Below are 24,119 nucleotides of genomic sequence, written 5' to 3'. Positions count from 1 at the left end.
CTCGCCACACGCGCCAAGCCCCTCATCGCGGCCGCGTCGCGCCGATTTCCACGCGCGCGGTCTCGCGCACCGACACCCGCACCGCCATCGGCGCTTCGACCAGCGACCACGGCAACGGCAGGTTGTCGGCGACGACCTGCAGGCGGTGTTCGCCGACGCCGACCCGGTCGAACGCGAACGCACCGTTGCTGTCGGTGCGCGCGGTCCAGCGGCCGTCGAGGATCACGGTGACGTTGGCCGCCGGCGATTCCGACGCGGCGCGTACGCCGTCGCCGTTCTCGTCGAGGTACAGCGTCCCGGCGATCGCGCCGCTGGCCGCGCCCGGCGCGGCGCCGAGGATCGGCAGCGAGCGCCCGGCCTGCCAGTCGTAGCGCAGGGTCAGCAGCGCCGAGCGTTCGCGCGGCAGGCGCTGGAACGGCGAGTCCAGGGCCAAGGGATCGAGCAGGAACGGCGAGCGCTGCGAGCCGCGGCTCTGATACACCGCCGCGCTCAGCGACCAGCCGCGCGCCAGCGCGCCGCTGAGGCTGAGGTTGATGTCGCTGCCGCGCGTCGCCGACGGGCCGTCGCCGTGGCTCCAGCGCGCGTTGCCGTCGAGGCTCCAGCGCTGGCCCAGGCGCAGGCCGCCGTACAGCGAGGCGCTGGCGCTGCGGGTCGCCTCCAGGCCGCGCTGGCCGAGTTCGGCGTACGCCAGCGACAGCGACAGGTGCTGGCCTTCCGGCAGCGGCAGCGCCTGATCGATGCTGGCCTGCCAGCTGCGTTCGCCGCCGCCGGCGTCGGCGCGGTCGAGTTGCAGCCGGGTCTGGCCCCAATCGCTGCGGTAATCGGCGAAGCCCTGCACCGAGTACGCGTCGCCGCCGCGCTGCGCGTGGCGCAGGCTCGCGCTGGCGCCGTAGCCCAGGCGCGTGCTGGCCTGATAGCGCGCGAACGCGGTCGCGTAGCGGCCGTCGAAGCCGCGGCCGCTGATCGAACGGATTTCGTCGAGCCCGGCGTTCCACAGCCAGCGGCCGTATTGGTAGCCCAGGCGGTAATAGCCGCCGCGCGCGTCCTGATTGACCGGCAGCGCGCCCCAGGCCATGCCGGGGTCGAGCGAGAACAGGCCGGCGTCGTGGCGGAAGCGGCCGCGGCGCGCGCTGGCGTCGATCCAGCCGCCGCTGGCGTTGCCGTCGCGGCTGTGGCTGTTGAGCAGATTGAATTGCACCGAGTCGGCGCCCGAGCTCCAGCGCGCGGCCCAGTGCCCGGCCTGGGTCGCGCCGGCGACGTAGCCGACGCCGCGTTCGTCCGGCGCGATCCGGCCGTCGGTGCTGAGCAGCGCCGCCGACGCGGTCCAGTCCTGCGCCGGCCGCCACTGCGCGCCGAGCGCGGCGACTTCGCCGTCGGCGAGGTCGAAGCCGACCGTGCGGGTGCCGTCGAACACGCCGGCGCGGCCGAACGCGGCGTACACGCTGCGGCCGTCGCTGTCGCGGCTCCACTGGCTGCTGGCGCCGGCCATCGCCACCGTCGGCAGGAAGAACCGGTACTGGTTGCGCTGCAACTCCAGCGCCGGCGTGGCGATCACGCCGAGGCCGTTGTCGCCGCGCCAGCCGCCGTCGAGATACACGCCGCGCTGCCACAGCGTCGCCGCGCCGCTCCATTCGCGCGCATCGCGCCGGCCTTCGCCGCGGTTGCGGCGCAGCGCGGTGGCGTCGAGCGAGAGGCTGCCCCAGTCCGCGGTTTCCCAATAGCCGCCGAGGCTGACGCCGCTTTCGTCGTAGCGGTCGTCGCCGCGTTCGTTGCGCGCGTAGTCGAAGCCGATCCGCAGCGAACGCGGCAGGCCGCTGTCGTCGCGGGTTTCTTCCGGGTCCGGCGGCAGCGGCGCCAGCGACTGCGGCGCGATGATGCGGTCGCGGTAGTCGTTGTCGGCAGCGGCGCCGTCCTTGTCCTGCGCCGCTGCGGTCGACGCGGACGCGGTCAGCACGAGCGTCAGCGCCGCGACGAGGCGGCGGCGCAGCAACGGGCGCGAGCGGGCGGTCACCGCGCGCGGCTCACGGCGCCAGGCGCTGGTCGAGCGGCAACTTCTGCCGGTCCCATTCCAGCGCGCCCTTGAGCTGCAACGGATACGCCAGGGTCGGCGCGGCCGCGTCGGCGTCGTCGGCCTGCGGCGTCAGCGCCAGGGTGCGGGTTTCGCCGGGCAGGATCGGCAGGCTCGAAGGCTGCAGGCCGTAGCGGCGGCCGCCGGCGTCGACCGCGTCGACCAAACCTTCCAGCCGCGTATGCGCATTGCCCTCGTTGCGCACGCGCAGCACCGGCACGCGCCGGCCGTCGATCTGCGCGGTGCCGGTGTCGACCACGCGCAACTGCGCCGCGGCGTCGCCGACGGCGAGGTAGACGATGATGCCGATGCGCCCGCTCACCGGCAGCGCCAGCGCGCCGCCGACGGTTTCCGGCTCGCCTTCCAGCAGGATCGCGAAGCGGCATTCGCCGGCCGGCGCGTCCTTCGGCACCGCCACTTCGAAACGGTAGCGGCGCTTGCCGTTGCCGGCGACGTCGATCTGCGCCGCTTCCAGGCCGACCCACGGCCGGCAGCTGCCCGGCGCGAGCGCGGTGTCGAACGCGACCGCGCCGTTGCCGTCGATGCTCCAGTCGGCGGTCTTGAGGGTGTAGCGCGCGGCGCGCGCGCCGACGTTGGTGATCTCCACCACGTTGCGGTAGACGCTGCCCGGCGCGGCGCGGTCTTCGAAGCGCGGCGGCGAGACCAGCGCGGAAAAGCCTTGCGCGGCGGCGGCCGTCGGCCACAGCGAGGCGAGCAGGCACAGCGCGGCGAGGGAGCGCGAGGGAAGGCGCATCAGAGTCCGTCCAGGTCGATTTCGAAGGTGAAATTGAGGGTTTCCACGCGCTCCAGGCGCTGCCCGTCGGCTTGCACGGTCAGGCGCAGGCGGTCGCGCAGGGCGTCGTCGGCGATCGGCCCGGCGTAGATCAGCGCGCGTTCGCCGGCGATCAGCTGGCCCGGCAGCAGCGGCCCTTGCGTGGTCCACGCCGCGCGCAACGGGCCCGACGGCGAGGCCGGCAGCCGCATGTAGATGCGGCCGCTGCGGCCGCGCCACGCGGCCACGTCCAGGCGCAGCGCGACTTCCAGCGCGCCGGTGACGCCGCGGCCCTGCGCGCCGGGCACGCTCGCGTCCCAGCGCATCTGCACGTTCGGGTTCATGACCTGGCTGCCGCTGTCGTCGACGCGGTAGGTCGCCGCGTTCGCCGCCGTCGCGGCGAGCGCGAGGACGAGAACGCAGCAGGCGCGCACGGCGCGGCTCACGGCGCGCTCAGGGTGTAGGTCACCCTGCCGGTGTAGGTGCCCGCGCTGACCACCGCGTCGTTGGCGTAGCGGAAGGTGTGGCAGCTCTCGCGCCAGGTGTTGATCGGAAAGCTCGCCAGCAACTGGTTGCCGGGCTGGAAGGTGCCGGCCGGGATCGGCTGCGCGCCGGTGTCGCCGTTGCCGCTGGCGGTCCAGGAAATCTGCGAAAACGCGATGGTCTGGCCCTGGCCGTTGGTAAGGCCGGCCGGCACGGTCGCGGTGAGGCTGGCGGCGCCGCCGCTGCCGCTGCGGCGGTAGAAACCGCCGACGTAGATCTGCGCCGGCACGTTGCAGAACGCGTAGCTGTCGTAGTTGCTGACGCCCGAGGACGCGGTGGTCGTCATGACCTGATCCACGCCGTTGCCGAGCGCGGCCGCCGGCACCGTCACCGACACCACGTCGATGCCGCCGCCGTTGCCGGGCGTGCCGTTGCCGGTGTAGCTGCCGGTGTAGACGCCGTCGCCGACGCGCAGGTAGATCGCGCGCGTGCCGGGATTCAAGTTGGCGGTGAACGCGGCCGCGGCCGGCGCGAATCCCGCCAGCGCGAATCCGGCCAGCGTTGCGGCGAGCGGAACGGCGGCGCACAGGCCCAGGGCCTGGCCGCGCATGGGTGCGGTCATGACGGGTCTCCGGGGAAGGCGCCGCGGTGGCGGCGGCGCCGGAGTCGCGCGCCGGCGACGCCGGCGCGCGACGCATCGCATCGCGCTTACGGCATCGACGCGGTGTAGGTGACGCGGCTGTTGTTGGCGTTGACGCCGCCGTAGGTGCCCGGCGCGACCACCGCGCCGTTGAGGTAGGCGTAGGTCCAGCGCGCGTCGAGGTTGACCACCTTGCTGCCGGCGACCGGCGCGACGTTGGTGCTGGTGACGGCGCCGTCGGCCAGGGCCGGGGCGGTCAGCGCGGTGGCGGTGGTGTTGACCGCGGTGGTGGTCTGGATCTGGCTGTAGGAAATGCTGTCGCCCGAACCGTTGCCGAGCGCGCCGACCGTCGAGGACGACAGCGCGATGGTGCCGTTGTTGCCGACCAGCTTGGCGGTGACCGCGCCGTTGCCGAGGTCGCCGGAGGCGGCGGTGGCCGCGACCGGGGCGCCGTTGCCGACGTTGGCGGCCGGCACGGTGAAGGCGATCTGGTTGATGGTGGCCGTGTTGGTGTAGTCCGCGCCGGCGCCGACGCGCAGGAACAGGATCTTCGGCACGGTGATCTGGAAGTCGAGGCGGGCGGTGGCGGTGATCGGCGAGGCGGTGCCGGTCGTGTACTGCGACTCGGCCTGGGCGAGCAGCGGCAGGCCGGCCAGCAGAGCGGCGGCCAGGAGAGCGGTCGGAAGCTTGCGCATGGAAGGTGTCCGAAGGGAGTCGGCGCCGGGGGATCCGGCGCTCCGGCCAGATCACGCACAATCCGTGCCACAAGCGTGATTTATGTCGCAGATTGGTTTGTTAGTGCGATGTGATTCACAGGTGCCAAAATGTGAACGTGTTCATAAAACCGGGCGCTTTGCCCGGCTGGGCGGGAATCGCCCAGGCACGTCATCCACTCGCTCACGAATGTGACGTAGTGCGTCCAGTTAGACGTCTTAAAAATTCCAAATCGGCACCTGACTGGTGCCCAGGCCTGCTTCCGGGCCGCCCTGCCCGCCGGCTACGCCACCCGCCGGCCGCGTCGCCACCCGGCCCACGCGATGACTTCCGGCAGGCCGCATCGGTGACCGTCGGGCCTGCGATCGCGCCGGCCCGAGGCCGAGCATATGCACCGTACCCGGCGGCCCTGCCCGCCGGTACGAACCCCGCCCTTCCGCCCGCCGCATCTTTCTCACCGAGGCCCGCCGCCATGTTCCTCAGCCATCTCCTGCAAGGCACCCCGCTGTGGGTCTACGCCATCTTCGCGGTCCTGCTGTACCTCGGCCTGCGCCGCCTGCGCACCGGCGTGCAATCGCTGGCGCGGGTGTGGGCGGTGCCGGCGGTGTTCATCGCCTGGGGATTGATCGGGCTGGCCGGGCACTCCGGCGCGCCGCTGGAGACGCTGAGCCGCTGGTTCCTCGGCGCGGCGATCGGCGGCGCGCTCGGGGTGTGGTCGCTGAACCCGGCCGCGCTGGCCTTCGACCACCAGCGCCGCTTGGTGCGCCAGCCCGGCAGCGCGCTGCCGCTGCTGCGCAACCTCGGCATCTTCGGCGCGCACTACGCGCTGCAGGTGATCGCCGCGGTCCAGCCGCAGTTGCACGCCAGCGCGCTGGGTTGGGACCTGGTGGTGTCGGGCTTCAGCGCCGGCTACTTCGCCGGCTGGGCGCTGCGCTTCCTGGCCGGGCAGCGGCGCGCGCCGCAGACCGACCTGGCGCTGGCGTGAGCGTCGCCGGCGGCGCCTTCGGGCGCCGCCGCTGCTTCGAGCTGCCGCGACTGTTTCTGTGGGAGGGCCTTCAGGCCCGATGCTTTCGGCTCAGGTCGCGGTACCTGGACCGAACGCATCGGGCCTGAAGGCCCTCTCGCATCAAACCTCGGTCAGCGGCAGGTACGGCCGCTCCGGCGGCAACAACGCAGCGGCTTCTTCGAGCCGGTCCGCCTGCACCAGTGCGTGCATGCGATGCGCCAACGGCGTGACATCCTCGATCCGCTGCGTCCACTCGTCGGCATAGCGCAGCACCGCCGGCCGGCCCAGCCCGATCTGGATCGAGCGATGGTCGAGCGGATGGAAATGCAGATCGCGTTCGGGATCCCACTGGATCCGCACCGGCGTGGCGTCGCGATGCTGCTGCCACTGCTGCGGCGTCATCGCCGGGTCCGGATGCGAAGGGCAACTGTTCGCCAACGCCCATTCGAAGCCCTCGCGGCGGATATCGATGGCGAGGATGCGGCGCTGGTTGTCGTCTTTGTAGCCCCAGCCGGCGCGGTACATCATCCAGCGGAACGAGGGCTTGATCCAGGTCATGCGCGAGCGCGAGAACGGCGCGACGAAGCGGCCGGCGGCGAGCGCGGCGTCGGCGATCTGCTCGTTGAAGGCCTGGTAGACGCGGATCGTGGCGTCGTCGTAGACGGCGCGGATCTGGCGATACGGAAGGCCGCTGGCGGTCTGCGCGGCGGCGGCGTGGCCCGCACCCATGTGCGGGGTCTTGCTCTGGTTTTCGTCGTTCATCGGCGGCGAGTGTAGCGCGCGTCGTTGGAATCCGACGGCTGCGCCGCTCGGTGCGGACGAGCGGCGCGGGCCGGCGACGATGGCGTCGTCGGCGGGGTGTCGCGGTCGCGCCTGCAGGGGATACGCGGCGGCGCGGTCAGACGTCGCCGTCGGTCAGCCAGCCTTCGCCGGTGCCGCGGGTGAACACCGCATCGCTCGCCAGCACTTCGCCGGCCGGGACCGATTCGTGCTGGCGCAGGCGCTGGTAGATCGGGGTGAAGTCCGGCTCGGTCGCGCGCATCAGCTGTTCGAAGCTGTCGATGACGAAGTAGGTCTTCTGGAAGGTGTCGATGCGGTAGCGCGTGCGCATGACCCGCTCCAGGTCGAAGCCGATCCGGTTCGGCGCGGCCGATTCCAGGCTGTAGATCGACTCGCTCTTGGACGAGACGATGCCGCTGCCGTAGATGCGCAGCCCGTCGGCCTGCTGGATGAGGCCGAATTCGACCGTGTACCAGTACAGCCGGGTCAGGTGCACCAGCGCGTCGGGATCGATCCCGTGCGCCTTGACCCCGCCGAGGCCATAGGCCTGCATGTAGTCGGCGAACACCGGGTTCATCAGCAGCGGCACGTGGCCGAACAGGTCGTGGAACAGGTCCGGCTCGGACAGGTAGTCGATCTGCTCGGGCTTGCGGATCCACCAGGTCACCGGGAAACGGCGGTTGGCCAGGTGGTCGAAGAAGGTCAGCTCCGGCAGCAGCCCTTCGACCCCGATCAGCTCCCAGCCGGTGTGCGCGCGCAGGGTGCGGTTGAGGTCCGCGAACTTGGGGATGCGGTCGGGCGTCATGTTCATCGCGCGCTGGGCGCTCAGGAACTCGTCGCTGGCGCGGCCGACCAGCACCTTCTGCTGGCGTTCGAACAACTGCGCCCACACCGCATGGTCCTCGCTCGAATACGCGCTCCACGGCTGCTCGACCACGGCGGTGGTGTACACCGGGACGTAGCCCTTGTCGGTGAGTTGGTGTTCGACGCGCTGCGGGGTGGTGTTCATACCGGCTCGCTCCAGGCTCCGGATCGGGCCGTTGAGACGACTTTAGCCGTGTTGCGGCGCAATAGGCTTGCGTTATTGCGCTTGTAACCGGGTTCGGCGCAACATCCTTGCGTATATCGCCCGATGGGCGCCGAAAGTGACCACGAGCATGAGCACGATCGAACTCGACCGCACCGACATCGTCCTGCTGGCCGAATTGCAGCGCGACGGCCGCCTGACCAACGCCGAACTGGCCGAGCGCGTGCACCTGTCGGCCTCGGCCTGCCTGCGCCGGGTGCAGCGGCTGGAGCGCGAAGGGGTGATCCGCGGCTACCGCGCCGAGGTCGACGCGGCGCGGCTCGGGCTGGGCCTGCAGGCGTTCGTGCGGGTGCGCCTGGGCCGCCACGACAGCGAGGCGGTCGCCGCCTTCGCCGAGTTCGTCGGCGCCTGGGACGAGGTGGTGGCCTGTTACGCGCTGACCGGCGACATGGACTATCTGCTGCAGATCGTCGTGCGCGACCTGGAGCATCTCTCGCGCTTCCTGCTCGACCGGCTGCTGAACCAGGCCGGCGGCGCGGACATCAATTCGAGTCTGGTGCTGCGCACGGTCAAGGAGTTCAAGGCGCTGCCGTTGCCGGCGAAGTGAACATTGCCGCGGTTGCTCCCTGTAGGAGCGACGCAAGTCGCGACCGCGGGGTCGCAAGCTCGCGTCGCAAGCGCGGTGTCGCGGTCGCGGCTCGCGCCGCTCCTACAGGGAGAAACGCGACCGCCTCGCGCTGAGGCCGGAAAACAAATGGGTTCCGGCTTTCGCCGGAACCCATTCGATTTTTGGCGCTTATGCGAACGAACCGATCAAGCCGTCGCCGCGGGCTCCGCAGGCGCGTCCGGATCATGTTCTTGCGTCTTCTCCGGCGCCGTCTCTTTCGGTGCCGGAGCAGACGGCGCCCCAAGCAGATCGATACGCCGCTCGCTGCCGTCGACGGCGATCTCGATCAGCCGATAAGTCCAGCGGTCGGCCTCGCGCTCGCCTTTCACGTACAGGCGGCCGCTGCCTTTGGGGCCCTTGATCGGCACCGACAGGTCGGCCGAGCCGCTGTCGTTGTTGGTCGTCAGCGAGCCTTGGAAACCCATGCCGGTCTCCAGCGGCTCCCCGAACGCGGCCTGCACCTCGGGATTGGCCTTGGCCAGTGTCAGCGCATGGCGCACCGGCTCGCTGCCGCTCATGAGCCCCGACATGCCTTTGACGCCGAGCCCGATCAGCCCCGCCAACACCAGCGCGAACAACAGCAGCACGGTCAGGCAGCCGGTCGGCACCAGCCATTTCCAATTGCGGCCGAACCAGCCGGGATTGGGGCGATCGTTCATTGCGGACTCCATTCGCGGTGCTGCGGGAAAGATAGTGTGGACCGGCGGCGCTCACGGCACCAAGCCCGCGGCCGCGCCTGGCGGCGGCTTCGGGCCGGCATCGGGTTCGAACCGGTGCAGGCTCGAACCCGTTTCAATCCTGCCCGATCGACGCCAACGCCGCCGCGCGCGCATGCAGCGCCGCGGTATCGAACAGCGGGATGTCGACATCGCCGTCGCCGATCAGCAGGCCGATCTCGGTGCAGCCCAGGATCACGCCCTGCGCGCCGCGCGCGACCAACCCGGCGATGATCTCGCGGTACACCTGCCGCGATTCCTCGCGGATCGCGCCGACGCACAGCTCGTCGTAGATGATCCGGTGCACCGCCTCGCGTCCGGCCTCGTCGGGCACCAGCACCTCCAGCCCGTGCCGTTGTTGCAGGCGCTGGCGATAGAAGTCTTGCTCCATCGTGAAGCGCGTGCCGAGCAGGCCGATGCGGTGCAAGCCGGCGGCGCGGATCGCCGCGCCGGTCGGGTCGGCGATGTGCAGCAGCGGCAATTGCGCGGCCTGCTCGACCGCATCGGCGACCTTGTGCATGGTGTTGGTGCAGATCACCAGCAACTGCGCGCCGCCGTCGCGCAGCGCGCATGCGGCGCGGCCGAGCGCGGCGCCGGCCGCGTCCCAGTCGCCGGCGTGCTGCATCCGCTCGATCTCGGCGAAGTCGACGCTGTACAGCAGCAGCCGCGCCGAATGCAGGCCGCCGAGGCGTTCGCGCACGGTCTGGTTGATGAGGCGGTAGTACGGCAGGGTCGATTCCCAGCTCATGCCGCCGAGCAGGCCGAGAGTGCGCAGTTGGGGTTCGCTCATGCGTTCGAGTATAGGCCTTGAGGAAGCGACGTCAGTCCCGACGCTTCGATCTCATGAGTCAACGAATCTTCGAAGCGTCGCATTGTGGCAGGCCCTTCAGCCCCGACGCTGTCCTCTCAGCCGCAACCAACCCTCAAGGCTTCGCCGCCTTCGCGAATTTCTCGCCGAAGAAATCCCCGGCATTCCACGCCGGCTTCTTTTCCGCCCCGGCGATGGCCTCGCCGATGCGCACATTGAGCCGCGCCAGCCGCGCCGCGTCGGGGTACTGGATCGGCTGCGAGACATCGTCGCCGGGCTGGTGGTAATCCTGGCGCAGGAACTGGCCGAGCTGGCCCTTGGCTTTTTCGCTGCCGTTCAAGCCGCCGATCAGATACACCGCCGGCACGCCGTTGCGGATGAAGGCGTACTGGTCGCTGCGGATGAAGATGCTCTCTTCCGGAATCGGATCCGGCGACAGCGTCACCCCGGTCTGCGCGGCCGCGCGCTGCAACACCGCCTGCAGGTCGGAATGCTCGACGCCGATCGGAATCGCGTCGCTGGTCGGCGCCAGCAGCACCGGCATGTCCATGTTGACGTTGGCCACCAGCGCCGCGCCGGCGGGGCTGGGATGGCCGGCGAACCAGTGCGCGCCGAGCAGGCCTTTTTCCTCGCCGGTCAGCGCCACGAACAGCAGCGAGCGCTTGCGCGCCGCGTCGCTGTGCGCGAGCTGCTGCGCCGCTTCCAGCATCACCGCCACGCCGAGCGCGTTGTCGAGCGCGCCGTTGTAGATCGCATCGCCCTTGACCGGCGCGCCGATGCCGAGGTGGTCCAGGTGCGCGCTGAAGACGACGTGCTCGTTGCGCAGCGCCGGCTCGCGGCCGGGCAGGCGGGCGACCACGTTGCGCGACTGCGCCGCCTCGAGCGTGTTGCGCGCCGACAGGCTCAGCGTGCCGGGCAGGTCGTAGCCGCGCAGCGCGCCCTCGCGCGCTTGCCGGAACAGCTCGGCCGCGCTGCGGTCGCCGGCGTCGAGCAGCGCCGGCGCGCGCGCGGCCGAGACCTGCGCGACCACGCGCAACTGCGGGAAAATGTCGAGCGCGCGGCCGTCGCCGCCGCGCAGGCGCATGCCGGGCTTGTCCCAGTGCTGCACGGCGCGCGCCCACGGGCTGCGCTTCTCCTCGTCTTCGGTGGCCACGATCACCGCGCCGACCGCGCCGCGCTGCGCCACCGCGTCGAGCTTCTCGCGGTAGGAGCTGTAGAACGCGCGCCGGTCGTGGTCGAAGCGCTTGGGCGCGCCGTTGAAGAACACCGCGATCTTGCCGCGCAGGTCGATGCCGGCGAAGTCGTCTTGCTTGAGTTCGGGCGCATACACCGCCTGGCCGACGAACGCGGCCGGCGCACGCACTTGGTTCTGGCCGCCGGCGAAGTCGAGCTGCGGCAGGAATTCGTCGCGGAACTTCAGCGCCACCGTGCCGGTCGCGCGTTCGATCCGGAACTCGCCGCCGCCGTCGATGCGCTGCGCGCGCAGCAGCGGCACGCTCTGGAAATAGCCGCCGTCGTCGCCGGCCGGTTCGGCGCCGATCGCGCGCAGGCGCTGCGCCACGTACAGCGCGGCGAGGTCGAAACCGCGGGTGGCGGTTTCGCGGCCTTCGAGCAGGTCGTCGGCGAGGAAGCGCACGTCGGCTTCGATTCGGCGCGCCTGCGCGGCGTCGTCGTCGCTGGTGGTCGTCGTAGTGGTGGTCGTGGCGGTGACGGGAGCGGGCGCCGCGGCGCGCTGGCAGCCGGCCAGGGCGAACGCAAGGCAACCGCACCACAAGGCGACAAAACGGGCTGGACGGTACATCGGACCTCCGGCGGCGGCGCGCCCCACGCGCGCACTGCCGGCGACGCTAGCACCGGCCCGGACCCGGCGCTACGCCCGCCGGTAACGATTCGGACGCTACCGCCGCGGCGGCGCCGGCCGCGCCTTGGCGCTTAGAACAGATAGTCCGACAACAGCGTCAGCCACAGCAGCGCGCCGACCGCGAGCCAGACATAATTGGCCACGCTCAAGCGCTGGTTGGCCTCGCCTTGCGGATCGCCGCTGGCGCGGTTGGCGGCTTTCTGCAGCGCCATCACGCACAGGCCGATCGGGATCAGCATGGCGATGCTCAAGAAATCGGCGAGCGGCGAGGCCATGCGCGCGGCCCAGCGGTCGGACGCGGTGCTGGCGATCTGCGCGATCACGAACAGCGTCGCGGTGGCGCTAGGCGACCAGTCGTAGCGCTCGCCGCGTTCGCGCAGCACTTTGTCGATGCGCCGCGCCAGCGCGTGGGTGTAGAAGATCGCGAAGATCGTGCGCGGCACCGCCCACAGGGTTTCGCCGCTGTGGCGGCGGTAGCGCGTCCACTGCATGTAGAACCAGTACAGCTGGTACGCGCCGAGGGTGGCGAAGAACAGCAGGCAGAACTTGAACGGCGCGACCACGTAGAACGCGGCGCCGGTCGCGACGGGCGCGGGGTCGACCACCTGGCTGGCGGGCGGGGCGTAGAGGTTGTCGTCCATGAACGGGGCTCCGGGCGGTGCGGTCCGCGCGCAGCGGACCGGTCGCGGCTGCTCTGTCGCGCAATGACCGGTCGAACAACGATCAGTCGAAGAACAACGATACGCCGACGCCGCCTTGCCAATCCGGGCTGGCGTCGTTCAGGCCCGCGTCGAGCGAGGCGTCGAGCTGGATCTTCGGCGTGGCCATGAAGGTCAGGCCGACCCCGGCCACGCCGGTGTCCGGCGCGTGCGCGGTGCGGGTCCAGCCGGCTTCGACATAGCCGCCCCAGCGCGCGCTGAAGGCGCGGCTCAGGCTCGGCGAAAAGGTCCAGGCCTCGATGCCGCCGCTGCGCTCGACATTGAGGTACAGCGAACCGGAGGTGGCGTCGTCGAAGTCGTAGGCGACGGTGGCGCCGAGCGCGTAACGGTCGCGGCCGTCGCTGAAGTCGCGCGCGCCGGTGGCGACGGTGGCGCTGCCGAGCAGCGCCCAGCTGAACTTGTCGTTGCTCGACGGCAGCGCCAGCTTCAGCGCCAGCGAGGTGTCGCCGCCGCCGTGGGCGCTGCGGCGCGCGCCGTTGCCGCTTTCGCGCAGGTAGTTGTACGGCGAGGTCGCGATCTGCACTTCCAGCGTGTCGGTCAGGCCCAGGCGCAGATTGGTGTCGGCGCTGTACTGGGTGCTGCGCACGCCGCCGCTGCGGTCGCGCTCGACATCCGGCAGCCCCTGTTCCCAGGCGAAGCCGCCACGCGGCAGGGTGCCGGTGGAAAACGCGATGCCGGGCCGGTCGAACGACGGCGGATCGGCGGCGCCGTCGGCGTAGGCCGGCGCTGCCAGCGCCAGTGCGGCCAGCGCCGCGCCGCGCGCGAGTGCGCGCCGCGGCGGGCTCAAGGCGCGACCCACTTGCCGCGCTGCGCCTGGCAGGCGTTGCGCACCATCGTCAGTTCTTCGGCCGAACGCTTGTAGTAATAGATCCGCGCCGGCGCGCCCATCGGCCCTTCGCACACGCCGCTGGCGCCGGCCGGGCAGGCCGCGACCACGCGCGCATCGGCGTGGCCGCCGACTTCGGCCAGCCCCGGCACCTTGCCGTTGCATTGCTGCTTGAGCTGATCGTCGGGGACGTTCTGGTCGGTCTCGGTGCACTCGTTGATGAGCATGCCGCCGACCTGGCCCTGGATGTGGCAGGCGCTCTTGGCCTGCGTCAGGGTCGGCAGCGCGGCGATCGCCAGCGCGGCGAGAACAAGGCAAAGACGTTGCATGGCGGGCTCCGGTCGCAAGGGGAGGCCACGACGACGGGACGGCCGGCGGCCGCGGTCCCGGTCCGTGGACGCGGCGCCAATGTAACGCGCGCCGGACGCGGCCGGAACGACGCAGCGTCCGAAAACCGCCGCGCCGGGTTCAGTCCTGCGCCGGCTTGGGCTTGGCGTACCACAGCGCGTTGACGATGACCCAGCGCTCGCCGAACTTGCCGAGGTGGAAGAAATCCACGAACCACGGCGTTTCCGCGCGCGCGACTGCGACGTTGCCGGCGACGTCGAGCGCGCTGCAGCTGCGGTTCCACTGCGCCTTCGGCGTTTTCAGCGCGCCCTGGCGGGTCAGCTCGACCAGTTCTTCCTTGCTCATCCGACGCAGGCCGAGCTTCTCGTCGGCGGTCTCGCCGAGCACGCGGCGCTTGGCCAGGTCCGGATGCAGCGCGCGCGCGACGCGCGCGGGGTCGCCTTCGAGCTGGCCGTCGACGTAATCGAAGCAGGTCGCTTCGATGGCGCTGCGGGTCGCGGGGTCGATCTCGCTGGCGAAAGCGGCGGGCGCCGCGGTCAGCGCGGCGGCGAGGGCGAGCGCGGGCAATGCACGAGATGCGGTCATGGGCGTGGGCCGGGTCGTGACGGGAGGCGGCCGAGGATGGAGGCCGGCGACGTCGCGCGCAAATGCCGTTGGTTGCGTCGCCGCGATGGGGCGTTCGCGGCGGCGGCAGGTCCGCGGTCGCAGCTCGCGCAGCTCCTACAGGAAGCCGCTGTAGGAGCTGCGCGAGCTGCGACCGCGAAAACACAACGACGACGAACCCCGACGCCGGCGAGTCGTCATCGCTCTCACTCCACCGGCGGTTCGCGCGGCGGAAACCGCAACACCACCCCCGCCTGCACATCGCGCGGCTCCGGCCGGTTCCACAGCACCGGCACGTTGCGCGGGCTCGGCGGTTCCAGTTCGTCGTTGAGCGGCACCAGTTCGGCGTCTTCCTCGTCTTCCCAGCTGTAGCGCTTGCGCGGCGGCAGCGGGTCGCGCAGGCGGAAGGCGAACGCCGAGGCCACGCCGGCGACGGCGCCGCCGAGGTGGGCCTGCCAGGACACCCCGGCTTCGCGCGGCAGCACGGTCAGCAGCATGCCGCCGTAGAGCAGGAAGGCGATCATCGCCGCGGCGATCGACGGGCGGTCGCGGCGCAGCAGGCCCAGGGTCATGACCAGGAACATGAAGCCATGGGTGAGGCCGCTGGCGCCCAAATGATGGCTCCCGGCTTCGCCGAGCAGCCACGCGCCGAGCCCCGACCCCAGCCAGATCACCGGCAGCGCGCGCAACGTGGCCTTGGGATAGACCGCGCCGGCCAGGGTGCCGAGCAGCAGCAGCGAGGTCGCGTTGGCGGCCAGGTGCTCGACCGAACCGTGCAGCAGCGGCGCGGTCAGGATCCCGAGCAGGCCTTCGGCCGACCACGGCTGGACCGTGAACGGGCGGATGTCGAAGCCGCTCTGGGCGGCGAACACCGCCGCCAGCACCAGCACGAAGGCCAGGCTGGCGTTGAGGGCCCGGGTCAGGCGCGAGCGGTCGGCCTTGCGCTGCGCCGGGGTGTCGGGGATCGGGGCGTCGGTGGGCAGGTGCATACGAAGCAGATTGGCACCCGGCCGCGGCAAAACAAGCCGGCCGGGCTGGGCTTCTTTGTCCCGCCGGCGGGATTGGGCCGGGGTTCGCAGTCCGGGCCCGGGCGCGCGGCCCGGTAGAATGGCGCGATGACTACCGAACTCCCCACCGTACGCCTCAAGAACGCCTGGAAATCCACCCACCCCTGGATCTTCCAGCGCCTGGTCGACAAGCCGGCCCAGCGCCCCAAGCCCGGCGCCATCGTCGATGTGGTCGGCGTGGACGGCGTGTGGATCGGCCGCGGCTTCTACAACGGCCATTCGCGCATCGCCCTGCGCATGCTCGAGAACGACCCCGACGTGGCGGTCGACGCCGACTGGTTCGCGCGCAAGATCGCCGCGGCCGTGTCGCTGCGCCGCGACGTGCTCAGGCTCGACGAAATCAGCGACGCCTGGCGCGTGGTCCACAGCGAGGGCGACGGCATCAGCGGCCTGGTCGTGGACCGCTACGGCGATCTGCTCGTGGTCGAATACTTCAGCGCCGGCGCGTTCCGCCACCGCGAGTGGATCTACGACGCGCTGCGCGCGCAGTTCCCCGGCTGCCGTTTCTACGCCTTCGCCGACGAGCACGTGCAGAAGCAGGAAAGCTTCGATTTCCGCGGCACCGAAGCGGTGCCGCCGGCGACCATCACCGAGTACGGCATCAAGTTCCGCGCCGACCCGGCCGGCGCGCACAAGACCGGCTTCTTCGCCGACCAGCGCGAGAATCGCGAATGGCTGTCGCAGCAGGTCGCCGGCAAGCGCGTGCTCGACCTGTGCTGCAACACCGGCGGTTTCGGCGTCTACGCCAAGGCGCGCGGCGCCGAGGAAGTGATCGGCGTGGACATCGACGCCGACGTCATCAACATCGCCAAGGCCAACGCCAAGCTCAACAACGCCCACGTCAAGTTCGTCCAGGCCGACATCTTTCCGTACCTGCGCGACATGGGCAACGCGGGCGAACGCTTCGACGTGGTCATCCTCGACCCGGCCAAGATGACCCGCGACCGCGAGCAGGTCATTCCCGCGCTGAAGAAATACCTCGACATGAACAAGCTGGCGCTCAGCGTGGTCAAGCCCGGCGGTTTGTTCGCGACGTTCTCGTGCACCGGCTTGGTCAGCGAGGACCAGTTCCTCGACATGCTGCGCCGCGCCGCGTTCTACGCCGGCCGCACCGTGCAGGTGCTGCGCGTGGCCGGCGCCGGCGCCGACCACCCGTGGCTGGCGCAGGTGCCGGAGTCGCGTTATCTGAAGGCGGTGTTCTGCCGCGTGCTGGACTGAGCGGCAGCGCCGCGCTTATTCGGGCGGCGCGCGGAAATCGCGCAGGTGGCGCGGGTGCCACTGGGTCGGGCGGTAGGCGACTTCGTTCGCGAACGCGTCGAGGAAACCGATCTCGCCGATGCGTTCGCGCTCGGGCGGCGCCAGTTCGACGGTCAGCTCGTAGGTCGCCACCGTCCCGCACAGCACCGACAGGAAGCGGCGCTCGCCGGCGCCGTACAGGGTCCAGGACCAGTCGCGCTGGCTGAGCTTGCGCAGCTCGGCCGGCGCCGGGCTCGGCGCGGCCGCCGTCAATCGCGCCACCACAGGATCGCCGGCGGGTCGTCCGGGCGCGCCTGTTCGAGCCGCTGCAGCGCGTCCAGGTCGAGCCCGGGCAGGTGCGCGCTGAGCGCGCGCGCGACGTCGGCGTAGCCGGGCCAGTCGGTGCGCAGTTCCAGGCGCTCGCCGCTGGCGGTGCCGAGTTCGACGTAGATCAGCCGGCGCTCGGCCGCGTCGATGGCGTAGCCGTCGATGCCGTCGATATCGCGCCAGCGGATGCCGTGCACGCGGCCGGCGCCGTCGTCGCGCCAGACGCCGCGCGGGTCGGCGTACAGTCGTGGGTCTCGCGGGTCCATGGGCGGGCCTTGTGTGCATGGGACGGGCCTGCGCCGCCCGACGGCTGCGGCCAAGATTGGCACAGCCGCGGCCGTCAGTGCCGTTCCGTATGGAACAACGGACCCGCAGCTTGCGCGCGATTTGTGACCGCCAACGCAGTTGCTGCGCCGCCCCGCCCGGCCGCCGCCGGTCGCAGGGCGTGAGACTCACCCGTTTAGACTGGCCCTTAGACTAGGCACGCCGCTCGTGCCTGCACGCCCCGCCGCCGCGCGGGGCCTCGGGCACGGACGGCCCGCCTGCCGCGCGGCAACGCGCCCGCCTCCTTTCGTTTTCGCTCCCGAGTCCCGGATGTCCCCAGCTTTCGTCGTCGCCGCCGTTCTCGTCGCCGCCGCGGCCTCCGCCGCGCTGGCCTGGCTGCTGGCCCGCGCCGGCGCCGCGCGCGCGCACGCCGCCGCGCGCGCCGAACTCGGCGCCCAGCTCGCCGCCGCCCACACCGAGCGCGCCCAGCTCGCCGAGCGCTGCGCGCGCATTCCCGAACTGCAGTCGCGGCTCGACGAACTGGACGCGCAGCGCAACCAGTTGCAGCGCGACAGCGGCCTGCTGCGCGAAGCCATCGGCCGCAGCGGCGCCGAGCTCGACAAGGAGCAGCAGGCCTTGCAGCGCCTGCGCCTGGAGTTCGAGCAGCTCGAACGCGAACGCGACGCGCTGGCCGGCGACCTCAACCGGCGCACGGTCGAACTCGGCCGCATGGCCACCCAACTGGACGCCGAGCGCGGCCAGGCGAACGAGAAGATCGCCCAGCTGCGCGAGGTGCGCGACGAACTCAGCGCGCAGTTCCGCAACCTCGCCAACGAGATCCTGGAAGAGAAGAGCCGCCGCTTCACCGAGCAGAACCGCAGCCACCTGGGCCAGCTGCTCGACCCGTTGCAGCAGAAGCTGGCCGAGTTCCAGACCCGGGTCGAGACCGTCTACGACAACGAAACCCGCGACCGCACCGCGCTCGGCGAACAGGTGCGCCAGCTGATGGCGCTGAACCAGTCGCTCAGCGAAGACGCCAAGAACCTCACCACCGCGCTCAAGGGCTCGAACAAGGCCCAGGGCGCCTGGGGCGAGCTGGTGCTCGAGCGGGTGCTGGAATCGGCCGGCCTGCGCAAGGGCGAGGAATACGACGTGCAGGAAAGCCACGGCACCGAGGACGGCGAACGCCGCCCCGACGTGACCCTGCACCTGCCCGAAGACCGGCACATGATCGTCGACGCCAAGATGTCGCTGGTCGCCTACGAACAGTTCGTCAGCGCCGAAGACGAGGACACCCGTTCGCGCGCGCTCAAGCGCCACATCGAATCGATGCGCCAGCACATGCGCGGCCTGTCGGAGAAGCGTTACCAGGAGCTGTACGGCCTGCGTTCGCTCGACTTCGTGCTGATGTTCGTGCCGATCGAACCGGCGTTCATGCTCGCCGTCGCCAACGACCGCGGCTTGTTCATGGAAGGCTGGGACCGCAACGTGCTGATGGTGAGCCCGTCGACGCTGCTGTTCGTGCTGCGCACGGTCAAGCACCTGTGGCGGCAGGAAGCGCAGAGCCGCAACGCGCAGGAGATCGCCAAGCGCGGCGCGCTGCTGTACGACAAGCTGGCCGCGTTCGTGGCCGACCTGGACAAGGCCGCGAGCCAGCTCGACGGCGCCAACAAGACCCTGGAAGCCGCGCGCGACAAGCTCGGCCGCGGCAAAGGCAATGCGATCCGCCAGGCCGAGATGCTGCGCGAGCTGGGGGTCAAGCCGAACAAGGCGATGCCGGCGAAGCTGGTGGAGTCGGCGCTGGACGAAGACGGGGGCGAAAGCGAAGACGCTTCGGCGCCGCTGGCGTTGCCGGCGGCCGTCGACGACGCCCAGGCGTTGCAGCCCGACGGCCCGCAGCCCATCGAAGGCGCGGCCGGTTTGCCGGAACCCGACCCGACCTGACGTTGTCGCGTTTCCCCCTGTAGGAGCGACGCAAGTCGCGACCGCGCCACCGCGCTTGCGACGCGAGCGTGCGACCCCGCGGTCGCGGCTCGCGCCGCTCCTACAGGAAGCCACCGCAACAACGCGAACGACCAAAACGAAACGGCCCGGATTCGCAACCGGGCCGTTCGCGTATCAGCTGTTGTACCGCCTCAGCGCACGCCGGCGCCGTCGGTCGGCATCACCGGCATCGCGTTCGCCGGCACGCTCGGGTTGCTGTCGTCCTGCAGGTAATCCGGCAGCTGGGTCTCGCCGTTCTTCTCCAGGCGGTCGCCGAAGATCTGGTAATCGCGGCGCTGCATCCACGAATCGCGCACCAGCGCGTACTCGTCTTCGGCGCCTTCGCGCAGGTTGTCCAGCGGCAGCAGCTGGGCGCGGATGTCGACCAGCTGCAGGCCCTGCAGGCCGATGCGGATGCGGTCGCGCTCGATCCGGCGCAGCGGGCTCAGCGGGGCGTCGCCGACCGCGCCGAAGGCGTCGCGCACGGTGCGCGGGCCGAAGAACGGCAGTTCCAGGTAGCGCGAGCGCTTCCAGCCCCACACGCCCAAGGTCTGGCCGAAGTCCTCGCTGCGGTTCGGCAGCTTGGCCGCGGTGGCCGGGTCGAAGATGCCGCCGATGCCGAGCGTGGTGTTCAGCGCGAACCGGCCCAGCGACTGCGCCGCCTGCTTGGGCTTGCCCTGCAGCAGCGCATTGACCATCGACACCGGCTGGCCGAGGTTGTTGAAGAAGTTGCTGACGCCCAGCCGCACCGGCCGCGGCACCACCTTGGTGTAGGCGCGCGCCAGCGGCTTGGCCACGCCGCGGTCGACCGCGTTGTTGAAGCGGTGCATCTTGCGGTTGTACTTCTCCCACGGGTCGTAGCCGCCGGGCACGTTGGCCGGGGCCGGCAAGGTGGGATCGGCGACCGGGTTGTATTCCTGCTGCGGGCTGCCGTACAGCGCGTCGAAGTCGCGTTCGGCGTCGGTGCGCGGGTCGTCGCTCGCGGCGGCGGCCGGCGGCGGCGCGGCGGTCGCGGCCGGGTCGACCTGGGCGACGGCGTAGTCCAGCGACGGCGCCTCGTGCGGCGCTGCCTGGGCGGCGTCGACGGCGGCGGCCTCGGTCGCGGCGGCTTCGGCCGAAGCCAGCGCGCGCGCCGAATCGGTCTGCACGGGGGCGTTGGCGTCGACCGCGCCGTCCGCGCTCGCCTGCGCTGCCGCGGCCAGCGCGGCCGCATCGATGATCAGGCCGGCGCTGTCGCCCGGCAGGGCCGGCGTGGCGTCTTGCGCCAGGGCCGGAGCGGTGTGCGCGGCCAGGGCCAGGGCCAGCGCGAGAGGGAGTGCGTGGGGGCGCATGGTTGCAGTCTAGTCTTCCGGGACAGCGGTGGGGGCGGCCAGGCCACGTCCGTGGGCGTCGGCGACCGCAACGAGGGGGAATGTGCGACAGCGGTACGGCGGCGCGGTCCTCAGCGGCCGAAGCCGAGCGATTCGTCGAGGCGGTAGGCCGCGCGCAACTCGGCCAGACCGGCCGGCTCGCCGACCACCGCCACGCCCGGCGCCTGCGCGGCCAGTTCGGCCAACAGCGCCAGGCCGGCGCTGTCGACCGAGGCCACGCCGGTCAGGTCGAAGCGGCGCGCGCCGGCCGCCAGCGGCCGCGCTTGCGGCCACAACGCGGCCGCCGCGGCGCGGTCGAGCGCGCCGGCGAACGCCAGCGTCTCGCCGTCGCGCCGCACGCTGGCCGCGGTGCCCGCCGCGCTCACTTGTTGCCGCTCGCCTGCGCCTGCAGCTTGCCGGCCTTGATGTCGGCGGCGACCTGGGCGATCGACTTCTGGCTCAGCGGCGTGTCGAACTGGTTGCGGAAGGTCTGCACGAAGCTGACGCCTTCCACCATCACGTCGAACACCTTCCACTGGTTGCCGGTCTTGCGCAGCAGGTAGTCCACCGGCACCGGCTCGCCGCCCTGGCGCAGGAACTCGCTCGACACCTTGACGATGGCGCCGTTGCGCAGCGGGGTTTCCGACTTGATCCGCACCTGCAGGCGGGTGTTGAAGTCGAGCAGGGCCGAACCGTAGCGCTGCATCAGGCTGCTGGTCAGCGCGTCGGCGAAGTTGGCCACGTCGGCATCGGCGGCGCCGCGGCCGTGGGTGCCCAGCACCAGCCGCGCGGCGTAGTCGCGGTCGAACAGCTGGTTGAACTCGGTGGTCACGAACTGGCTCAGCGCGGCGCGGTTCTTGCTGAACTCGGCGCGGCGCGATTCCAGGGTCGACAGGATGCGGGTGGTGTTGGTCAGCACCATCGCGCTCGGCATGCCGGCGGCCGGCGCGGTGCCCGGCGCGGCGGTGGCCTGGGCCAGGGCCAGGGACGGAACGCCGGCGAGCAGGGCGCAGGCGAGGAGGGAGGCGGTCAGGATGCGCTTCATGGCTTGCTCTCGCTGGAGGGGGCGGTGGGTTCGCCCTTGAGGTAATCGGGGGTGCCGGCGTCGGCCGGCTTGGCGGCTTCGGCGCCGTTGGCGTTGTTGCCGCCGCCGGCCGCGCCGCCGCTGAACATGTACTTGCCGACCAGCTGGATCAGGTCGATCGCTGGCTGGGTCAGGTAGATCTCGTCGCCCGGCTTGAGGTCGTCCGGGTCGCCGCCCGGGGTCAACCCGATATAGCTTTCGCCGAGCAGGCCGCTGGTGAAGATGCCGGCCGAGGTGTCGGCCGAGAGCTTGTTGTAGCGCTTGTCGATGGCCAGGGTGACCACCGAGGCGTAGCTCTTGGGGTCCAGCGAAATATCGGCGACCTGGCCGACGTTGACGCCGCCGATCTTCACCGGCGCGTTCGGACGCAGCGCGCCGATGCTGGTGAACTTGGCGGTGACCTCGTAATTGTCGCGGCCGAAGCCGAACTTGCCGTTGGTGGAGGCGATCGCCAACACCAGCAGCGAGGCCAGGGCGAGCAGCAGGAACGCGCCGACGGCGAATTCGATGCGGGGACTGCGGACGGACATGGGCACCACCTTGGGGATAAAGCCCGCGCGGTTCAACGCGGCTGGGGAAACGGTTTGTCTGCTACGGCAACAGCGAAATTCGGAAAGCCCCTCTCCCGCGTGCGGGAGAGGGGGTGGGGTGAGGGGCGCGCGCAGCGCAGCTCCGGTCACCTCGTTCTGCCCTCATCCGCCCTTCGGGCACCTTCTCCCGCAAGCGGGAGAAGGGAACATCACTTGAACAAGAATGCCGACATCACGAAGTTGAACATCAGCACTAGCAGCGAGGCGTTGACCACCGCGCGCGTCGTCGCCACCGAGGTGCCCTCGATGGTCGGCTCGGCGTGGTAGCCCACGTACGCCGCCACCAGCGCCGCGGTGCCGCCGAACACGGCCGACTTCACGAACGCCATCAGGAAATCGTCGAAGAAATCCACGCTGTCCTTGAGCACCTGCCAGAACACCCCGGGCTCCAGGCCGATCACGTGGACCGATTCGAAATAGCTCGCGCTGATCGCCAGGCTGCAGAAGAAGCCGGTCAGCAGCGGCACGCACAGCACCGCCGCCCAGAACCGCGGCGCCACCGCCTTGCCGACCGGGTCGATCGCCATCAGGCCGAGCGCGGTGATCTGGTCGGTCGCGCGCATCAGCCCCAGTTCGGCCGCGATCGAGCTGCCGGCGCGGCCGATGAACAGCAGCGCGGTCAGCACCGGGCCGAGCTCGCGGTACAGGCCGAGGCCGAGCATCGCGCTGACTTGGTTGGCCGCGCCGTAGGTATCGAGCGCGCGGTAGCCCAGCAGGGTCACCGACAAGCCCACGAACGCGCCGCCAACGGCGATGATCGGCAGCGAACGCGCGCCGATCTTGTAGATCTCGCGCACCAGCTCGCGGAACAAATCCGCGGTCGGTTTGGACGCGCGGAACACCGACAACGAGAACAGGCCGGCGCGGCCCAGCGAGCGGACGGTTTCGAACAACGCCATTACGCGGCCTCCGAGTTGCGCGGTGCGGCGTCGAAGCCGATCGGGCCGTCGGGCTCGCCGCGCAGGAACTGGCGCACCAAGGGGTCGTCGCTGTGCTCCAGCTCGGCCGGGGTGCCGGAGAAGACGATGCCGCCGTTGGCGATGACGATGGCGTGGTCGGCCACCGGCAGGGTTTCGTGGACGTGGTGGGTCACCACGATGCTGGTCAGGCCGAGGGTGTCGTTGAGCCGGCGCACCAGGCTCATGACCACGCCCGAGGCGATCGGGTCGAGCCCGGTCAGCGGTTCGTCGTAGATCATCAGCGGCGGGTCCAGCGCCAGCGCGCGCGCCAGCGCCACGCGCCGGGCCATGCCGCCGGAGAGTTCGCGCGGGTAGGCGTCGGCGGCCGCGCGCAGGCCGACCGCGTGCAGCTTCATCAGCACCAGCCGGCGGATCAGCGGGTTCGGCAGCTGGGTGTGCGCGCGCAGCGGCAGGGCCACGTTCTCGGCCGCGGTCAGGTCGGTCAGCAGGCCGTTGCCTTGCAGCAGCACGCCGATGCCTTTGCGCAGTTCCAGCAACTGGCGCTGGTTCTGCGGCACCGGTTGGCCGAACACTTCGACCGTGCCCGAGGCCGGCGCCAGTTCGCCGGTCAGCGCCGACAGCAGGGTCGACTTGCCGCTGCCGGACGGGCCGAGCACGGCGACGATGCTGCCGCGCGGCACGCTCAGATTGATGCCGCGCAGCACGCTGCGGCCGCCGCGATCCAGGCGCAGGTCGGTCAGGCGGACGATGGGCGTCGAAGTCGTCGTCATGCGGGGGCGGCTACCGGTGGGAGCGATGCGGTGCAGGGCGGAGCGAAGCGGACGCTGTCCAGAACACTGGAAAACCGGCCGCCAGAAAACACACCGTCAGAAAACGGCGCAGCTTGGCCCAGCCCGCCTGAACGGGGATGGAGCGCAGGCCATTGTCGCAGCTTAGCCGTCCGCGGGCCTCGCCGCTGTCGCGCCGGGCCGAACGGACCGTTCGATTCGCCCGCTGCGGCCGCGCGTCGGGCGCTGCGCGCCGCCTCGCGTCGCCGCCAGGCCGCACCGTGTCCGGCGCCGACGGCGCATTGCAGCCGGTCGGGATTAAAACCGTTTTAAGCGCCGGCGCCGCGCCGAGCCGCCGCCGTCGCGCAGCGTAAGCGCGGATCCGCTCGCGCGGGGTAACGGCGCGTAACCCCGCGCGCGACACCGTGCGCAAACGCCCCGCGCGCCGCGCAAACGCCCGATGCGCTGCACGCGCGCCGCGCCGGGGTACGTAA

The 24,119-nt window shown here is 71.1% G+C and carries 27 protein-coding genes; 4 read left to right on the top strand and 23 right to left on the bottom strand.

Annotated features, from left to right (window positions below; all coding sequences use genetic code 11):
* Window positions 1-22: 22 nt before the first annotated feature.
* From JHW38_RS16295 to JHW38_RS16275, 5 genes are all read right to left on the bottom strand, one after another.
* Window positions 23-2,011: a carboxypeptidase-like regulatory domain-containing protein gene (locus JHW38_RS16295; protein WP_207522379.1), complete on the bottom strand. Its 1,989-nt coding sequence runs from the start codon at window positions 2,009-2,011 to the stop codon at window positions 23-25.
* 10 nt (window positions 2,012-2,021) lie between these two features.
* A complete protein-coding gene (locus JHW38_RS16290; RefSeq protein WP_207522378.1) occupies window positions 2,022-2,822 on the bottom strand; it encodes a hypothetical protein in 801 nt (266 codons plus the stop codon).
* The gene (locus tag JHW38_RS16285; RefSeq protein ID WP_207522377.1) at window positions 2,822-3,286 is read right to left on the bottom strand and encodes a hypothetical protein; all 465 of its coding nucleotides are present in this window, start codon (window positions 3,284-3,286) and stop codon (window positions 2,822-2,824) included. Before JHW38_RS16285 ends, JHW38_RS16290 begins: the two co-directional genes overlap by 1 nt.
* Entirely contained in the window at window positions 3,283-3,945 is a 663-nt protein-coding gene (locus tag JHW38_RS16280) for a hypothetical protein (RefSeq protein ID WP_207522376.1), read from the bottom strand. Before JHW38_RS16280 ends, JHW38_RS16285 begins: the two co-directional genes overlap by 4 nt.
* Window positions 3,946-4,031: 86 nt before the next feature.
* On the bottom strand, window positions 4,032-4,658 hold the full coding sequence (locus tag JHW38_RS16275; RefSeq protein ID WP_207522375.1) for a hypothetical protein: 627 nt from the start codon (window positions 4,656-4,658) through the stop codon (window positions 4,032-4,034).
* A 491-nt stretch (window positions 4,659-5,149) separates the two neighbouring features.
* Here JHW38_RS16275 and JHW38_RS16270 point away from each other — a divergent pair, with 491 nt between their 5' ends.
* Window positions 5,150-5,662 carry a DUF6622 family protein gene (locus JHW38_RS16270; RefSeq protein ID WP_207522374.1) on the top strand — a complete coding sequence of 171 codons (513 nt, stop codon included), beginning with the start codon at window positions 5,150-5,152 and terminating at the stop codon, window positions 5,660-5,662.
* 141 nt (window positions 5,663-5,803) lie between these two features.
* On the opposite strand, the gene JHW38_RS16265 is transcribed toward JHW38_RS16270, so the two are convergent.
* On the bottom strand, window positions 5,804-6,412 hold the full coding sequence (locus tag JHW38_RS16265) for a DUF4291 domain-containing protein (RefSeq protein WP_207526402.1): 609 nt from the start codon (window positions 6,410-6,412) through the stop codon (window positions 5,804-5,806).
* 169 nt (window positions 6,413-6,581) lie between these two features.
* On the bottom strand, window positions 6,582-7,472 hold the full coding sequence (gene phhA / locus JHW38_RS16260; protein ID WP_207522373.1) for a phenylalanine 4-monooxygenase: 891 nt from the start codon (window positions 7,470-7,472) through the stop codon (window positions 6,582-6,584).
* 148 nt (window positions 7,473-7,620) lie between these two features.
* On the opposite strand from phhA, the gene JHW38_RS16255 reads away from it, so the two are divergent.
* A complete protein-coding gene (locus JHW38_RS16255) occupies window positions 7,621-8,097 on the top strand; it encodes an Lrp/AsnC family transcriptional regulator (protein WP_207522372.1) in 477 nt (158 codons plus the stop codon).
* A gap of 206 nt (window positions 8,098-8,303) precedes the next feature.
* Here the strand turns inward: JHW38_RS16255 and JHW38_RS16250 are convergent, their stop codons facing one another.
* The 8 genes from JHW38_RS16250 to JHW38_RS16220 form a co-directional block, all read right to left on the bottom strand.
* Window positions 8,304-8,816 (bottom strand): cytochrome c oxidase assembly factor Coa1 family protein, encoded by a 513-nt coding sequence (locus JHW38_RS16250; RefSeq protein ID WP_207522371.1) that lies wholly within the window; start codon window positions 8,814-8,816, stop codon window positions 8,304-8,306.
* Between the two features lie 133 nt (window positions 8,817-8,949).
* Window positions 8,950-9,663, bottom strand: coding sequence for an aspartate/glutamate racemase family protein (locus JHW38_RS16245; protein ID WP_207522370.1), 714 nt, complete (start codon window positions 9,661-9,663; stop codon window positions 8,950-8,952).
* A gap of 133 nt (window positions 9,664-9,796) precedes the next feature.
* Window positions 9,797-11,482, bottom strand: coding sequence for a M20/M25/M40 family metallo-hydrolase (locus JHW38_RS16240; protein ID WP_207522369.1), 1,686 nt, complete (start codon window positions 11,480-11,482; stop codon window positions 9,797-9,799).
* 131 nt (window positions 11,483-11,613) lie between these two features.
* Window positions 11,614-12,183, bottom strand: a complete 570-nt coding sequence (locus JHW38_RS16235) for a hypothetical protein (protein ID WP_207522368.1) — start codon at window positions 12,181-12,183, stop codon at window positions 11,614-11,616.
* Window positions 12,184-12,265: 82 nt separating this feature from the next.
* Window positions 12,266-13,048 (bottom strand): transporter, encoded by a 783-nt coding sequence (locus JHW38_RS16230; protein ID WP_242690966.1) that lies wholly within the window; start codon window positions 13,046-13,048, stop codon window positions 12,266-12,268.
* Complete coding sequence (locus JHW38_RS25555) at window positions 13,045-13,416, bottom strand: hypothetical protein (protein WP_242690965.1); 372 nt, start codon at window positions 13,414-13,416, stop codon at window positions 13,045-13,047. The genes JHW38_RS16230 and JHW38_RS25555 overlap by 4 nt, the downstream gene beginning before the upstream one ends.
* A 139-nt stretch (window positions 13,417-13,555) precedes the next feature.
* On the bottom strand, window positions 13,556-14,020 hold the full coding sequence (locus JHW38_RS16225) for a nuclear transport factor 2 family protein (protein ID WP_207522366.1): 465 nt from the start codon (window positions 14,018-14,020) through the stop codon (window positions 13,556-13,558).
* 224 nt (window positions 14,021-14,244) lie between these two features.
* A complete protein-coding gene (locus tag JHW38_RS16220; RefSeq protein WP_207522365.1) occupies window positions 14,245-15,027 on the bottom strand; it encodes a rhomboid family intramembrane serine protease in 783 nt (260 codons plus the stop codon).
* 126 nt (window positions 15,028-15,153) lie between these two features.
* Between JHW38_RS16220 and JHW38_RS16215 the strand changes: the two genes are divergently transcribed.
* Entirely contained in the window at window positions 15,154-16,323 is a 1,170-nt protein-coding gene (locus JHW38_RS16215; protein WP_207522364.1) for a class I SAM-dependent rRNA methyltransferase, read from the top strand.
* Between the two features lie 15 nt (window positions 16,324-16,338).
* Here the strand turns inward: JHW38_RS16215 and JHW38_RS16210 are convergent, their stop codons facing one another.
* Both JHW38_RS16210 and JHW38_RS16205 read right to left on the bottom strand, forming a co-directional pair.
* Window positions 16,339-16,623: a hypothetical protein gene (locus JHW38_RS16210; RefSeq protein WP_207522363.1), complete on the bottom strand. Its 285-nt coding sequence runs from the start codon at window positions 16,621-16,623 to the stop codon at window positions 16,339-16,341.
* The gene (locus JHW38_RS16205) at window positions 16,611-16,934 is read right to left on the bottom strand and encodes a hypothetical protein (protein WP_207522362.1); all 324 of its coding nucleotides are present in this window, start codon (window positions 16,932-16,934) and stop codon (window positions 16,611-16,613) included. The genes JHW38_RS16210 and JHW38_RS16205 overlap by 13 nt, the downstream gene beginning before the upstream one ends.
* A gap of 328 nt (window positions 16,935-17,262) precedes the next feature.
* Here JHW38_RS16205 and rmuC point away from each other — a divergent pair, with 328 nt between their 5' ends.
* Window positions 17,263-18,876, top strand: a complete 1,614-nt coding sequence (gene rmuC / locus JHW38_RS16200) for a DNA recombination protein RmuC (RefSeq protein WP_207522361.1) — start codon at window positions 17,263-17,265, stop codon at window positions 18,874-18,876.
* A gap of 191 nt (window positions 18,877-19,067) precedes the next feature.
* Here rmuC and JHW38_RS16195 read toward each other — a convergent pair whose 3' ends face one another.
* The 6 genes from JHW38_RS16195 to JHW38_RS16170 all read right to left on the bottom strand — a co-directional run bounded on the left by JHW38_RS16195 (window position 19,068) and on the right by JHW38_RS16170 (window position 23,628).
* Window positions 19,068-20,246 (bottom strand): MlaA family lipoprotein, encoded by a 1,179-nt coding sequence (locus JHW38_RS16195; RefSeq protein ID WP_207522360.1) that lies wholly within the window; start codon window positions 20,244-20,246, stop codon window positions 19,068-19,070.
* 110 nt (window positions 20,247-20,356) lie between these two features.
* Window positions 20,357-20,650: an STAS domain-containing protein gene (locus JHW38_RS16190; RefSeq protein ID WP_242690964.1), complete on the bottom strand. Its 294-nt coding sequence runs from the start codon at window positions 20,648-20,650 to the stop codon at window positions 20,357-20,359.
* The gene (locus JHW38_RS16185; RefSeq protein WP_207522359.1) at window positions 20,647-21,309 is read right to left on the bottom strand and encodes an MlaC/ttg2D family ABC transporter substrate-binding protein; all 663 of its coding nucleotides are present in this window, start codon (window positions 21,307-21,309) and stop codon (window positions 20,647-20,649) included. Before JHW38_RS16185 ends, JHW38_RS16190 begins: the two co-directional genes overlap by 4 nt.
* A complete protein-coding gene (gene mlaD, locus JHW38_RS16180) occupies window positions 21,306-21,878 on the bottom strand; it encodes an outer membrane lipid asymmetry maintenance protein MlaD (RefSeq protein WP_207522358.1) in 573 nt (190 codons plus the stop codon). The genes JHW38_RS16185 and mlaD overlap by 4 nt, the downstream gene beginning before the upstream one ends.
* 209 nt (window positions 21,879-22,087) lie before the next feature.
* Entirely contained in the window at window positions 22,088-22,837 is a 750-nt protein-coding gene (locus JHW38_RS16175) for an MlaE family lipid ABC transporter permease subunit (RefSeq protein WP_207522357.1), read from the bottom strand.
* The gene (locus JHW38_RS16170; RefSeq protein WP_207522356.1) at window positions 22,837-23,628 is read right to left on the bottom strand and encodes an ABC transporter ATP-binding protein; all 792 of its coding nucleotides are present in this window, start codon (window positions 23,626-23,628) and stop codon (window positions 22,837-22,839) included. The genes JHW38_RS16175 and JHW38_RS16170 overlap by 1 nt, the downstream gene beginning before the upstream one ends.
* Window positions 23,629-24,119 lie beyond the last annotated feature (491 nt).

The organism is Lysobacter enzymogenes (assembly GCF_017355525.1).
GTDB classification, from domain to species: domain Bacteria; phylum Pseudomonadota; class Gammaproteobacteria; order Xanthomonadales; family Xanthomonadaceae; genus Lysobacter; species Lysobacter enzymogenes_C.
This window is presented reverse-complemented; position numbering and strand designations above follow the sequence as displayed.

What these genes read in the sequence shown, in the direction of transcription:
- JHW38_RS16290 (WP_207522378.1), bottom strand. Translation starts at nt 2,822, where the DNA reads ATGCGCCTTCCCTCGCGCTCCCTCGCCGCGCTGTGCCTGCTCGCCTCG.
- JHW38_RS16280 (WP_207522376.1), bottom strand. Translation starts at nt 3,945, where the DNA reads ATGACCGCACCCATGCGCGGCCAGGCCCTGGGCCTGTGCGCCGCCGTT.
- JHW38_RS16275 (WP_207522375.1), bottom strand. Translation starts at nt 4,658, where the DNA reads ATGCGCAAGCTTCCGACCGCTCTCCTGGCCGCCGCTCTGCTGGCCGGC.
- JHW38_RS16270 (WP_207522374.1), top strand. Translation starts at nt 5,150, where the DNA reads ATGTTCCTCAGCCATCTCCTGCAAGGCACCCCGCTGTGGGTCTACGCC.
- JHW38_RS16265 (WP_207526402.1), bottom strand. Translation starts at nt 6,412, where the DNA reads ATGGGTGCGGGCCACGCCGCCGCCGCGCAGACCGCCAGCGGCCTTCCG.
- phhA (WP_207522373.1), bottom strand. Translation starts at nt 7,472, where the DNA reads ATGAACACCACCCCGCAGCGCGTCGAACACCAACTCACCGACAAGGGC.
- JHW38_RS16255 (WP_207522372.1), top strand. Translation starts at nt 7,621, where the DNA reads ATGAGCACGATCGAACTCGACCGCACCGACATCGTCCTGCTGGCCGAA.
- JHW38_RS16250 (WP_207522371.1), bottom strand. Translation starts at nt 8,816, where the DNA reads ATGAACGATCGCCCCAATCCCGGCTGGTTCGGCCGCAATTGGAAATGG.
- JHW38_RS16245 (WP_207522370.1), bottom strand. Translation starts at nt 9,663, where the DNA reads ATGAGCGAACCCCAACTGCGCACTCTCGGCCTGCTCGGCGGCATGAGC.
- JHW38_RS16240 (WP_207522369.1), bottom strand. Translation starts at nt 11,482, where the DNA reads ATGTACCGTCCAGCCCGTTTTGTCGCCTTGTGGTGCGGTTGCCTTGCG.
- JHW38_RS16235 (WP_207522368.1), bottom strand. Translation starts at nt 12,183, where the DNA reads ATGGACGACAACCTCTACGCCCCGCCCGCCAGCCAGGTGGTCGACCCC.
- JHW38_RS25555 (WP_242690965.1), bottom strand. Translation starts at nt 13,416, where the DNA reads ATGCAACGTCTTTGCCTTGTTCTCGCCGCGCTGGCGATCGCCGCGCTG.
- JHW38_RS16225 (WP_207522366.1), bottom strand. Translation starts at nt 14,020, where the DNA reads ATGACCGCATCTCGTGCATTGCCCGCGCTCGCCCTCGCCGCCGCGCTG.
- JHW38_RS16220 (WP_207522365.1), bottom strand. Translation starts at nt 15,027, where the DNA reads ATGCACCTGCCCACCGACGCCCCGATCCCCGACACCCCGGCGCAGCGC.
- JHW38_RS16215 (WP_207522364.1), top strand. Translation starts at nt 15,154, where the DNA reads ATGACTACCGAACTCCCCACCGTACGCCTCAAGAACGCCTGGAAATCC.
- JHW38_RS16205 (WP_207522362.1), bottom strand. Translation starts at nt 16,934, where the DNA reads ATGGACCCGCGAGACCCACGACTGTACGCCGACCCGCGCGGCGTCTGG.
- rmuC (WP_207522361.1), top strand. Translation starts at nt 17,263, where the DNA reads ATGTCCCCAGCTTTCGTCGTCGCCGCCGTTCTCGTCGCCGCCGCGGCC.
- JHW38_RS16195 (WP_207522360.1), bottom strand. Translation starts at nt 20,246, where the DNA reads ATGCGCCCCCACGCACTCCCTCTCGCGCTGGCCCTGGCCCTGGCCGCG.
- JHW38_RS16185 (WP_207522359.1), bottom strand. Translation starts at nt 21,309, where the DNA reads ATGAAGCGCATCCTGACCGCCTCCCTCCTCGCCTGCGCCCTGCTCGCC.
- mlaD (WP_207522358.1), bottom strand. Translation starts at nt 21,878, where the DNA reads ATGTCCGTCCGCAGTCCCCGCATCGAATTCGCCGTCGGCGCGTTCCTG.
- JHW38_RS16175 (WP_207522357.1), bottom strand. Translation starts at nt 22,837, where the DNA reads ATGGCGTTGTTCGAAACCGTCCGCTCGCTGGGCCGCGCCGGCCTGTTC.
- JHW38_RS16170 (WP_207522356.1), bottom strand. Translation starts at nt 23,628, where the DNA reads ATGACGACGACTTCGACGCCCATCGTCCGCCTGACCGACCTGCGCCTG.